The following is an 11,775-nucleotide window of genomic DNA, read 5'->3' on the forward strand; positions in this document are numbered from 1 at the left end:
CTCGGATGCGCCCGGACCGGCCCCCGCGGCCAGGGCCGCACGGCCGGTGCGGTACCGCGCGGTGCTCGTCAGACCTGGTCCGCCCACACCACCTCGCCGCCCTCCAGCCCCGTGCAGACCGGCCCGTGGGGCGTGGACACACTCCACGGCGCCCGGCGGGCGTCCGGCGGCACGGAGAGGGTGTGGCCCGAGGCGAAGTCCAGTTCCAGGCCGCCGGCCATGGTCACCCGCGCCGCGTCGACCGGGTGTCCGACCAGGCCGAGCAGCGACTCGGAGGGCTCGAAGGTGAGATCCGGGTAGAAGTGCTCCACCTCCGCCGGGCCGGCGAGGCGGAACTCGTGCTCCACCCGGACGGTCACCGGGCCGTCGAGCGTGATGTCCAACTGGAACCCGCCCTTGACCGACTCCACCCGGTGGCCGGCCAGGACGTCCGTGATCGAGTTCTGCATGGCCCCAGTGTGGACCAGCCGGGCGCGTCCACCGCGTACATCGGACGTGTACCGGCCAAGCTCGGGCTGGTTGCTGGTTGCTGGTTGCTGGTGCTGGTTTCTGTCGCTGGCGCCGTCGCCCGGTACCGTCGGTCGGAGCCGCCGCCCGACGAGTTCCGCCGGGCCGGGGCGGCGCCGCCCTACGGCAGGCCGGCCAGTGCGGCCGAGACGGCCCTCGCCATCTGCTCGTCCAGCCGCGTCGTGGCGCCGCGCATCCGTCCGCGGGCCTCGGCGGCGGCCAGCGCGAGCAGCCCGGGCAGCAGGTCGGTGCTGCGCTCGGCCACCCAGCTGGTCCCTCGGGTGGCCATCCACCACAGGTCGGCCGCACGACCGGGCGGCGGCTCGGTCGCCCCGGCGGCGGGCGCCGGCCCCAGTCGGTGGCCGGCCTCGGCGAGGCAGTCGTGGAAGCCGCGTGCGATGAGGTGGTGGCCGGTCGCGCTCGGATGCAGGCGGTCCACGCTCAGCAGGCCGCGCTGGTTCGTCCACGGCAGCGCCGCGAGGTGCAGGTGAACGGCGTCGTGGCGCACCGACAGCGCGTGCACCACGGTGTTGACGGCCCGCATCCGCCGCGCGAGCGGGCCGGCCAGCGGCTGCGGCAGCCGCAGCAGCACTCCGGGATCGGGCAGGCAGGCGGTGAGCGGCCGGGCGCCGCCCTCGGCCAGCGCGCGCAGCGCGGTGTCCAGCTCCCGGGCGGTGTGCCGGATGTCGAACCCGGCCCGAAGGGTGTCGTTGCCGCCGACCACGACGGCCGCCAGCCGGGGGCGCAGCGCCAGCGCCGCGGGCAGCTGCTCCCGCGTCAGGTCCCGGCTGAGTGCACCACTGCGCGCGAGGTTGCGGAACTCGACGCCGGCCCCGTCCGCGGTGAGCGAGCGGGCCAGCAGCGCGGCCCACCCGCGCCAGCCGCCGGGGACCGGATCCCCGACGCCCTCGGTGAGGGAGTCCCCCAGGGCGACGAACCGCAGGGGCGCGACGGCCGGCACCGTCGCGTCGGGTGTCCCGAAGGGCGGCGCGAGCTCCCGGACGGCGGCCGTCCCGGCGTTCATCGCGGCCTCCCGGCCACTCCGAGCGCCGGTCCCGCTGCCCCGTCGAGCCCGGCGCGGTCGGCGCGGTCGGCCCCACGGGGACCACCGACACCAGCGGCCCCGGCGGCCACGCGTCCCGCACCGGCCGTGCCGGGCACGGGCCCGTCGACGCCGGGCACGGGCCCGTCGACGCCGTGCGCGGCGAGGAACCCGGCCACCGCGGCCGGCCAGCCGTACTCCTCGGCCCGGGCCCGCGCGACGGCCCGGCGCTCCTGCTCCGGCCGGTCGAGCAACTCCCGGACGGCGTCCGCGAAGGCCGCACCGCTGTCCTCGGCCGCGGCGCCCGCCGGACCGACGATCGCCGGCAGTGCCGAGTGCCGGCTCACCGCCACCGGGGTGCCGCAGGCGAGCGCCTCCAGCGCGGCCAGTCCGAAGGTCTCCACCGGACCGGGGGCGAGCACCACGTCCGCGCAGGCCAGCAGTTCGGCGACGGCCTCGCGCCCGCTCAGGTGCCCGAGGAAGCGTACGGGCAGCCGCCGTTTGCGGGCCCGCGCCGCCAGTCGCGGCAGCAGGGGGCCCGTCCCGGCGACCGTCAGGACGGCCGGGACGCCGCGCCGCCGCAGCTCGGCCAGGGCGTCCAGGGCGCGCTCGGGCCGCTTCTCCGCCGACAGTCGGGAGCACAGCACCAGCAGGATCTGCCCCCGCCCCGCGTAGCGGGCCCGGGTCTGCTCGCGGGAGACGGCGAAGCGGGCGGGGTCGAGCAGCTCCAGGTCCACGCCCAGCGGAGCCCGGACCACCTGCGCGGCGCCGATCCGGCGGAACTCGCCCGCCGCCCAGTCCGTGGTGCAGACGACGGTGTCGAAGTCGCGCGCCGTACGGGAGTTGAGCCGGTCGGCGAGGCTCCGGGCGGCCGCGGCCGGCAGCCCCCAGGTGCGGAGCAGGCCGGTGGCGCTCTCGTGCGAGACCATCGCGGAGCGGACGCCGGCGCGCCGGGCCCAGTCGCCGGTCCAGCGCAGCGTGGTGCGGTCCGACACCTCCAGCCGGTCCGGGGCGAGCGAGTCCAGCACCCGGGTGACGGCCCGCCGGTCGGTCAGCACCCGGTACCCGCCGCTGCCGGGCAGCACCGGCCCGGGCAGGGTGATCACCAGGCCCTGTTCGGTGTTCTCCTCGCGGCGCCGGGGCCCGGGGACGATCAGCACCGGCTCGTGGCCGGCGGCCAGGTAGCCGGCGCCGAGGTGGCGGAGCGCGGTGCGCAGCCCGCCGGAGACGGGGGTGACGAAGTTCGCCAGCCGGACGATGCGCAGCGGGGGAGTCATGCCGGTTGCCCCTCCGCGATCGTGGCCAGCCCGATGCTCCCGGGCACCGCCGCCGGCGCGGCGCCGGTCGCCGCGGCGACGGCGGGCACCGCACGGGCGTCGGGCACCGCACCGGGGGCGGGCGCGGCGTCCACGGGGTGGTGCGCGTCCGCGGCCACCAGGTCCGCCGGGTCCGCCGCCTGGACCGGGTGCGCGCCGTCCACCGCGTCCACCGCCTGCGCGATCTGCACCGCCTGCACCGCGGCGAGCGGGGGCGCCGCAGGAGCCGGGCTCGCGGAGGGCACCGAGCCCGCACCCGCCACCGAACCGGCACCCGACATCGAGCCCGTACCCGTACCCGTACCGGTACCCGCGGGCGCGGCCCCGGCCCGGTGCTCGGCGAGCACCTCCTCGTAGTGCCGTAGCAGCAGGTCCCCGACCGACTCCCAGGTCCGGGCCGTCACCTCGGCCCGGCCGGCCCGCCCGTACGCCGACCGCAGGTCCGGGTCGGCGGCCAGGGCGGCGACCGCCGCGGTGACGGCGCGGCCGTCCCTCGGCGGGACGAGCAGGCCGGTGCGGTGGTGGCTGATCAGGTCGAGCGGCCCGCCGGCGGCCGGTCCGACCACCGGGAGTCCGCTGGCCATGGCCTCCTGGATGGTCTGGCAGAAGGTCTCCAGCGGCCCGGTGTGCACGAACAGGTCCAGGCTGGCGAAGCAGCGGGCCAGCTCGGCGCCGGTCTTGCGGCCGAGGAACACCGCGCCCGGCATGGCGGCGCGCAGCGAGGGGCCGGACGGGCCGTCCCCGATCACCACCACCCGGACGCCGGGCAGTGCGGACGCCCCGGCGAGCAGGTCGACCCGCTTCTCGGGCGCGAGCCGCCCCACGTACCCGACCAGCACCTCGCCGCCGGGTGCCAGGGCCCGGTGCAGGGCCTCGTCCCGGTGGTGGGGGTGGAAGCGGGCGGAGTCGACGCCGCGCGGCCAGAGTTGCACCCGCGGCACGCCGTGCGCGGTGAGGTCCTGGGCGGCCGGGGTGGAGGGGGCCAGGGTGCGGCTGGCGGCGCGGTGCACCGTCCTGATCCGGTGCCAGGCGGCGGCCTCGCCGAGGCCCCGGCCGACCCGGTAGGCGTGCGCGTAGCCGGCCAGGTCGGTCTGGTAGACGGCGACGGCCGGCAGGCCGAGCGCGGTCGCCACCTCCATCCCGCGGGCCCCGAGCACGAACGGGCCGGCGAGGTGGACGAGGTCCGGTCGGTGTCCGGAGATGGCGGCGGCGAGCTGTCGGCTGGGCAGCGCGATCCGCACCTGGGGGTAGCCGGGCAGGGGGACGGAGGGGATCCGGACGACGGGGATGGGGGTGGCGTCCGGGCCGAAGGAGTGCGGCGGGCAGTGCGCGCCGCGAGCGGGGGCCGGGGTGATGACCAGGGGTTGGTGGCCGCGCCGGACGAGGTGCTCGGCCGTCCGCAGCACGCTGTGGGCAACGCCGTTGACCTCGGGCGGGAAGGATTCGGTGACGATGGCGACACGCATGCCATCGTTCTCTCCGCATCCGGCGTGCGTGCGGCCAAAGGGATATGTCGAACAGGCGAACGCATGTCGGCGAACGTGAGACACCCGGGCCGGCCACCGCTGACGGTGGCCGGCCCGGGTGCGCGCGGGGGTCAGGCGGGGCTGCCCGCGCCCTCCTTGAGCTCCGCGTAGGGCGCGAGCTTCCGGATCGACTCGATGCTCTTGATGCAGTCGTCGCGGTTCTCGTAGGCCTCGCCGGTCACGACGACCGACCCGTTGCTCGCCTTGAGCCGGAACCGGTGCATCCCGCTCTCGTCGGTGTAGAGCTCGAACTTTCCTGCCATGGGACTGTTCACCTCTCGTCGGTAGCCCCCCAGCGCAACGTAGGCCGGGCGCGGGGCCGCCGCATCCCGGATTCGGTCGGACGGGTGCCGCCGCCGGGAGGGGCCGCGAGCGGTCAGCCGGCGCTCAGCGGGTAGTGGTCGGAGAGGTCCGTGTACGTGTAGGCGGTGCCCCAGCTGCTCACCGTCCAGGGTGAGCTGTGCACGTGCAGGACTTCGTTGTGCCAGGCCGCGGGCCGGGCGTGGTCGGCCCGGTAGAGGACGTAGTCGAGGTCCTCCTTGGGCTCGCCGGGGTAGCGGTAGGCGGCGATCGAGTTGTCGACGGTGTCGAAGGAGTTGGCCCAGCCGGTGCGGCTGTCGGCGGGCGCGAGGTTCGCGTCGGCCAGCAGCGCGGGGTACTCCACGCCGTGCGAGTCGACGTTGAGGTCCCCGGCGATCAGCACCGGCTCGGCGGCCGGGATGTTCTTGCCGTCGATGAAGGAGCGCATCGCGCGCAGCTGCGCGGTGCGCACGGCGGCCGGCTGGCCGGCCGAGCAGCCGGTGTCGGTGGACTGCAGGTGGGTGCCGATCACGTGGGTGCGCAGGCCGTTGACGTTCAGGACGGCGTAGACGAAGCCCTTGTTCGACCACCAGTCAGCCCCGCACGCGTCCTTGAAGACGTACTGCTCCTTGCGCAGGATCGGCCACTTGCTGAGCAGCGTGACCCCGCCGTCCTCCGGGGTGGCGGAGCTGTAGCTGCCGCCGGTGGCGTCCCAGCCGCCGGTGGAGCGGCCGACGACCGGCGTGTGGTACGGGTAGGCGGCGGAGGCCTGGGCGGTGAGCGCGTCGGAGGCGGCGTTGTCGAAGGCCTCCTGGAGCACCACCACGTCGTGGCCCTGGAAGAAGTCGGCCGTGGCGATGGCCTTCGCCCGGTAGTCCTGGCCCCAGTTCGGGTACAGGTTCTTGCTCATCAGGAAGACGTTGTACGTCAGCACGTTGAGCGCCGGTACGGGCGCGGGCGCGGCCTGCGCCGGGGTCGCGCCGAGCGGGGCGATCAGGGCGGCGGCGACCGCGCAGGCGGCGGCCAGGCGCGGGGTACGACGGAGGGTGGGGAACGGCATCAGTGCTCCGCGAGGAAGTGTCCTGAACCCGTCAATCGACGGGCTGCCCGGCAGTCTTCGCGCCGCGGGTCACGTGCGGCAAGACATCGGAAGATCGTTGCGTGAACTCGACCGAAACTTGTCTGGCCAACCTGGCCGAATCAGCACGCTCCGCGGCCGGCGCCGGCCCGTCCTCGTCCGCCGCACCCCGGTCCGTTCCGCCCGGGTCCGCCGGCGAGGTCGACCCGCCGGTGGGCCGTCAGGGCTTCCTCGCCTCCGCTGGCTGATGGTCCGTCAGTTCCTCGCGCCGGCGCGACAACAGGCTCGGCCACCACATGTGCCGGTCGATGTCCATGGTGAGCGCCGTGACCAGCACCGACCGCACCACCAGGGTGTCCAGCAGGACGCCGAGGGCCACCGCGAAGCCGATCTCGGCGAAGCCCACCACCGGCAGGGTGCCCAGCACGGCGAAGGTGCTGGCGAGGATCAGCCCGGCCGAGGTGATCACCCCGCCGGTCGCGGCCAGGCCCGCGACCGCCCCCGCCCTGGTGCCGTGATGGACCGCCTCCTCGCGGACCCGGGTCATCAGGAAGATGTTGTAGTCGATGCCGAGCGCCACCAGGAAGACGAACACGAACAGCGGGAACGCGTTGTCCTGCCCCTCGAAGTGGAAGACGTGCGCGAAGAAGAACGCACTGATCCCCAGCGCCGCCGCGTAGCTGAGCACCACCGTGCCGATCAGCACCAGCGGCGCGGTCACCGCGCGCAGCAGCAGGGCGAGGATCGCCAGCACCACGCCGAGCACCAGCGGGATGATCGCCCGGTTGTCGGCCGCGGCGGCCCGGCCGGCGTCCAGGATCACCGCGGTGCTGCCGCCCACCTGGGCGTCGGCGTCCGGCACCGCGTGGACGGCGCCGCGGACCCGGTCCACGGTGTCCTTGGCGGCCTGGCTGTCCGGCGGGTCGGTGAGGGTGGCCTGGAACACCGCGATGTCGCCGTGCGTCACCGGCGCCGTGGTCGCGGCGATGCCCGGGGTGGCGCCGGCCGCCGCCTGCACCTCGCCGGCCGGTCCGGCGGCACTGATCACGGTGAGCGGAGCGCCCGTGCCGCCGGGGAAGTGCTCCACCAGCACCTGCTGGCCGACCACCGAGTCGGGCTTGCCGGTGAAGGTCCCGGCGGTGGTCAGGCCGTTGGCGTTGAGCGAGACGAGGCCGAGGCAGCAGGCCACCAGTGCCAGTCCGGTGCCGATCCAGACCTTCCGCGGCCGCCTGGCGATCCAGCCGCCGACGTGCGCCCAGTTGCCGGTCCTGGTCGGTTCCGGCGTCCCGTAGGCCGGGCGGACCGGCCAGAACACCCAGCGGCCGAAGATCACCAGCAGGGCGGGCAGCAGGGTCAGCATCGCCAGGAGCGCGACCGCCACGCCGATCGCGCAGACCGGCCCGAGCCCCCGGGTGGAGTTCATCTGCGCGACCAGCAGGCACAGCATCGAGGCGATCACCGTGGCCGAGCTGGCGAGGATGGCCGGACCGGCCCGGTGCAGGGCGAACGCCATCGCCTCGTGGCGGTCCTGGTGACGCCGCAGCTCCTCCCGGTAGCGCGCGGTGAGCAGCAGCGCGTAGTCCGTTCCCGCGCCCAGCACCAGGACGATCAGGATGCCCGCGCTCTGCGCGTTGACGGTCAGCCCGGCGTGCTTGGCGAGCAGGTAGATCAGGGCCTGCGAGGCGGCCAGCGACACGCCCGCCGCGAGCAGCGGCAGCACCCACAGCACCGGGCTGCGGTAGGTCAGCAGCAGCAGGACGATCACCACGGTGACGGTCGCGTAGAGCAGGGTGCCGTCGATGCCGGCGAAGGCCTCCGCCTGGTCCGCGCCGACCCCGGCCGGCCCGGTGACGTGGGTGGCCATGCCGTTGCTGTCGGCGGCGGCGGTGGCGCGCATGCTGTCGACGGCCGGTTTGAGGTCGTTCCAGCCGTTGGTGCCGATGTCGACGGGTACGACCGTCTGCATCGCCTGCCCGTCCTTGGACAGCTGCGGTCCGACCACCGTCCCGACCACGTGCGGTGCGCCGGCGAAGGACGCGGCGTCCTCGGCGGCCTTGGCCTGGTCGGCCGGGGTGATGCCGCTCGTCCGCTGGTAGACCACGACGGCCTGGGCGGTGTCCACCGGCTGGTAGGTCCGCTGCTCGACCAGGACCTGGGTCGACTCGGCGTTGCCCGGCAGCCAGCTGGAGGCCTCGTTGTCCTCGGCGCTCATCAGCTTCCCGGCGAGCGGTCCGGCCGCCACGACCAGGAGGATCCACAGCACCAGGACGACCCATTTGCTGCGTCGTCCACAGGGCAGCGCGGCCAGTCTGCGGGTCGGACTCATCGGGTGCTCCCTCGCGGGTGCGGCGGTGCGGGCCGGACAGCCCTCGTTCCACCCTGCCACCGCCGACCCGGCCCGGCAGCTCGGGTCCGGACGGCTCGCGTCCGGACGGCTCGGGTCCGGGTGGTGGGCTCAGCGGGTGGCGGGGTCAGCGGGCGGTGGCCGCCGCCCGCAGCTCCTTCAGCCTGGCGATGTCCGCCGCGTGCCCGGTGCCGTCGCCGCCGTGCTTGCGGTCCGGCGTCTCGACCACCAGCGGGACGCCCCGCGTCGCCGGGTGCTCGAACAGTTCCCGGAACGGCGCGGCGCCGATCCGGCCGGCCCCGATGTTGGCGTGCCGGTCCTTGCGGGCCCCCACCGCGTCCTCCGAGTCGTTGGCGTGGATCAGGCGCAGCCGGTCCGGTCCGGCCGCGGCGACCAGCGCGTCCAGCGCGGCCCGCATCCCGCCCTCGGCGGCGAGGTCGTGGCCGGCGGCGAAGGCGTGGCAGGTGTCCAGGCAGACGCCGACCCGCGGGTGCCCGTCCAGTGCGTCCAGGTACTCCGCGAGGTCCTCCATCCGCGAGCAGAGCGAGCGGCCCTGGCCGGCGGTCGGCTCCAGCAGCAGTCGGGGCGCGTCGTCCCCCAGTGCGTCCAGCTCGTCCAGCAGCGGCAGCACGTCCGTACGGACCTGGGCCATCGCCTCGGCCCGCCGCGAGCCGCCGTCCGCCGCGGTGCCGACCGCCGAGCCGGTGTGCAGGACGACGCCGAGCGCCCCGACGGCGTGCCCGCGCAGCAGCGAGTGCCGCAGCGAGGCGACGGAGTGCGCGCGGGTCGCCGCGGTGTCCGAGCCGAAGTTGATCAGATAGGGGGCGTGCACGTACGCCGCGATGCCCTCCTCGGCGCAGGCGGTGCGGAAGGCCTCGTCCTGCGCCGGGTTGCCCGGGGGAGTGGCCCAGCCGCGCGGGTTCGCCACGAACACCTGGACCGACTCGGCGCCCACCCGGCGGGCGTACGCCAGGCCCGTCCCGGCCAGCCCCTTCGCGGCGACCGGTACGTGGGCCCCGATCGGGTTGCGGACGGCGGGCGGCAGTGGAGCGGCGTTCATGCCCAGAGCCTGTCACGAGCCTCGTCGCCGCCGGTCACCGGCCCCGGGGCCGGGCGGAGGGTCGCGGTCCTGGTCCGCCGGCGTGTCCGCGGTCGCCGGCCCCCGCCACGGCGGGGAGTACCGCGGGCGACCGTCTGACACCCCGTTACGACAACCGGCCGACGCCCCGTCAGTCCGGCGGGCGCACCCGGTGGCGGGCCCGCACCATCGCCCATAGCGTCGAACCGGCGGACACGTGTGCCGCCCGCGCGCCCCGGCGGAGCAGCGCCCGAGGACGTCGGTCCGACCGGCTGTCACCCACCGCACCGCGCCTCAGAGACCGTGCAAGGAAAGCAGGTTCCGAATCATGCCCACGCGACGGGTCCCCCAGCTCGCGGCGGCCACCGCCACCGCCACGGCCCTGATCACCCTGGGCGCCGCACCCCCGGCGCACGCCTCCGCCCTCCACCTCGTCCAGCCCGGCGAGTCGATCCAGCAGGCGGTGGACGCGGCCGCCCCCGGCGACACCGTCCAGCTGCTGCCCGGCACGTACCGCGGGAGCGTGCGGGTCACCACCTCCGGCCTCACCCTGCGCGGGGCGGGCCCGAACACCGTGATCACGCCGGACCCGGCCGACACCGGCGCCTGCGCCACCGCCGGCCACGGCATCTGCGTCGCCGGCGCCGAGGGCGCGCGGCTGACCGGCGTACGGGTCGAGCTGCTCACCGTCTCCGGCTTCCGCAAGAACGGCCTCAACGCCAGCGAGACCGACGGGATGACCGTCCGGGGCGTCCGCGCGCTGGGCAACGGCCAGCAGGGCATCAGCCAGGAGAAGTCCGTCCGGGGCAGCTTCACCGGCAACGAGGCGGCCGACAACGGCCAGTCCGGCATCTTCCTCGCCAACACCGTGGACAACGAGGGCGGCGCCATCGACACCGAGGGCGCGGTGATCAGCCGGAACATGCTGAGCGGCAACCGGATCGGCGTCACCATCCGGCGCGCCCGCAACCTCAGCATCGACCGCAACATCGTCCACGGGAACTGCGGCGGGGTGTTCGTCGTCGGCGACGAGGGCGTCCCGCGGGCCGGCGCGCTGACCGTCAGCCGCAACACCGTCACCGAGAACAACAAGTACTGCCCGCCGAACCCCCGGCTGGACGCGATCCAGGGCACCGGCATCCTCCTCACCGGCGCCGAGGACACCCTGGTGACCGGCAACACCGTCCGGGGCAACGTCGGCGCCTCGTCGATGTCCGGCGGCATCGTGCTGTTCCGCAGCGTCGTCGGCGTCCCCAACGCGCGGATCACCGTCAGCGAAAACCACGTGGACGGCAACAGCCCCGCCGACCTCGCCGACCGGGACACCGGCACGGCCAACGTCTTCTCCCGCAACCACTGCGCGGTCTCCGAGCCGGCCGGGCACTGCTGATCCGTCCCCCGGCACCGCCGCACCCGCCGCCGGGGCGGGGCGCTCCACCGCCCCGCCCCACCCCGCTGTTCCCCTCCGACCACCAGAAGGACGGCCCCATGACCACCGCACCCGCCACCGACCCGCAGGCAGCGATGCGCCTGCGCGAGCTCGTCTTCGGCGCCGCCTGCGCCGCCGCCGTACGGGCGGCCGCCCGCCTGGGCGTCGCCGACGCGCTGGGCGAGCAGCCGACCACCGTGGACGACCTCGCGTCGGCCCTCGGCACCGAGCCCAAGCCGCTGCGCCGGCTGCTGCGCGCACTCTCCTGCTACGGGATCTTCGCCGAGACGGACGGCGACCGGTTCGTCCACACCGACATGTCCCGGCTGCTGCGCGAGGACTCCCCGAACAGCCTGCGCTACATCTCGCTGTGGTGCACCGAGCCGTGGACCTGGGAGGCCTGGCCCCGGCTGGACGAGGCGGTCCGCTCCGGCAGGAACGTCTTCCCGGAGGTGTTCGGCAAGGAGTTCTTCGACTACCTGCACACCGACGGGCGCGAGTCGGCCAAGGTCTTCGACAAGGCCATGACCACCTCCAGCCGTCAGTCCGCCGCCGACTTCGCCGAGTACCTGGACCTCACCGGCGTCAACTCGGTCGTCGACATCGGCGGCGGGCAGGGCCACGTGCTGGCCAGCCTGCTGGAGAAGCACCCGGGGCTGCACGGCACCCTGCTGGACCTGCCCAAGGTGGTCGCGAACGCCGATCCCCGGCTGCGCGACGGCGGCGCCCTGGCCCCCCGGGCCCGGCTGGTGCCCGGCGACTGCCGTGAGGAGATCCCGGTCAAGGCGGACCTCTACATCATCAAGAACATCCTGGAGTGGGACGACGAGAGCACCCGCCGCACGCTGGCCAACGTGGTCGCGGCGGCCGCCCCCGGCGCCCGGGTCGTGGTGGTGGAGAACCTGGTCGACGACAGCCCCTCGATGCGCTTCACCACGGCGATGGACCTGCTGCTCCTGCTGAACGTCGGCGGCGCCAAGCACTCCAAGAAGAGCATGGTCGCCCTGATGTCCGCGGCCGGCCTGGAGCTGGGCGAGATCCGCCCGGTGAACCCGTACCTGCACGCCTTCGAGAGCGTCGTCCCGGCCTGATCCCCCGGGCGTGGGGGGGGGGGGGGGGGGGCCGGGGGGGGGGGGGCGCCCGGCCCCCCCGCGC

At 75.3% G+C, this 11,775-nt stretch carries 9 protein-coding genes and 1 pseudogene; 2 read left to right on the plus strand and 8 right to left on the minus strand.

The features are described 5' to 3' along the window. Positions 1 to 68: 68 nt before the first annotated feature. The 8 genes and pseudogenes from ACFTWP_RS17990 to ACFTWP_RS18025 form a co-directional block, all read right to left on the minus strand. Positions 69 to 449: a DUF6188 family protein gene (locus ACFTWP_RS17990; RefSeq protein WP_380265547.1), complete on the minus strand. Its 381-nt coding sequence runs from the start codon at positions 447 to 449 to the stop codon at positions 69 to 71. Positions 450 to 628: 179 nt separating this feature from the next. Further along, positions 629 to 1,531 (minus strand): SGNH/GDSL hydrolase family protein, encoded by a 903-nt coding sequence (locus tag ACFTWP_RS17995; protein WP_380265548.1) that lies wholly within the window; start codon positions 1,529 to 1,531, stop codon positions 629 to 631. Further along, positions 1,528 to 2,826 carry a glycosyltransferase gene (locus ACFTWP_RS18000; RefSeq protein ID WP_380265550.1) on the minus strand — a complete coding sequence of 433 codons (1,299 nt, stop codon included), beginning with the start codon at positions 2,824 to 2,826 and terminating at the stop codon, positions 1,528 to 1,530. Before ACFTWP_RS18000 ends, ACFTWP_RS17995 begins: the two co-directional genes overlap by 4 nt. A gap of 356 nt (positions 2,827 to 3,182) precedes the next feature. Continuing rightward, positions 3,183 to 4,331: pseudogene (locus tag ACFTWP_RS18005) on the minus strand (glycosyltransferase family 4 protein); the annotation flags it as partial. Between the two features lie 131 nt (positions 4,332 to 4,462). Beyond that, positions 4,463 to 4,654, minus strand: coding sequence for a YegP family protein (locus ACFTWP_RS18010; RefSeq protein ID WP_380265551.1), 192 nt, complete (start codon positions 4,652 to 4,654; stop codon positions 4,463 to 4,465). A gap of 113 nt (positions 4,655 to 4,767) precedes the next feature. Continuing rightward, positions 4,768 to 5,751 carry a sphingomyelin phosphodiesterase gene (gene sph / locus ACFTWP_RS18015; RefSeq protein WP_380265552.1) on the minus strand — a complete coding sequence of 328 codons (984 nt, stop codon included), beginning with the start codon at positions 5,749 to 5,751 and terminating at the stop codon, positions 4,768 to 4,770. 238 nt (positions 5,752 to 5,989) lie between these two features. Then, positions 5,990 to 8,095, minus strand: coding sequence for an MMPL family transporter (locus ACFTWP_RS18020; protein WP_380265554.1), 2,106 nt, complete (start codon positions 8,093 to 8,095; stop codon positions 5,990 to 5,992). A 145-nt stretch (positions 8,096 to 8,240) separates the two neighbouring features. Continuing rightward, positions 8,241 to 9,173, minus strand: coding sequence for a deoxyribonuclease IV (locus tag ACFTWP_RS18025; RefSeq protein WP_380265556.1), 933 nt, complete (start codon positions 9,171 to 9,173; stop codon positions 8,241 to 8,243). 346 nt (positions 9,174 to 9,519) lie between these two features. Here ACFTWP_RS18025 and ACFTWP_RS18030 point away from each other — a divergent pair, with 346 nt between their 5' ends. Both ACFTWP_RS18030 and ACFTWP_RS18035 read left to right on the plus strand, forming a co-directional pair. Beyond that, entirely contained in the window at positions 9,520 to 10,581 is a 1,062-nt protein-coding gene (locus ACFTWP_RS18030; RefSeq protein WP_380265558.1) for a nitrous oxide reductase family maturation protein NosD, read from the plus strand. A 98-nt stretch (positions 10,582 to 10,679) separates the two neighbouring features. Then, on the plus strand, positions 10,680 to 11,711 hold the full coding sequence (locus ACFTWP_RS18035) for a methyltransferase (RefSeq protein ID WP_380265559.1): 1,032 nt from the start codon (positions 10,680 to 10,682) through the stop codon (positions 11,709 to 11,711). Positions 11,712 to 11,775: the final 64 nt, after the last annotated feature.

This window comes from Kitasatospora sp. NPDC057015 (assembly GCF_042673745.1).
Classification (GTDB): domain Bacteria; phylum Actinomycetota; class Actinomycetes; order Streptomycetales; family Streptomycetaceae; genus Kitasatospora.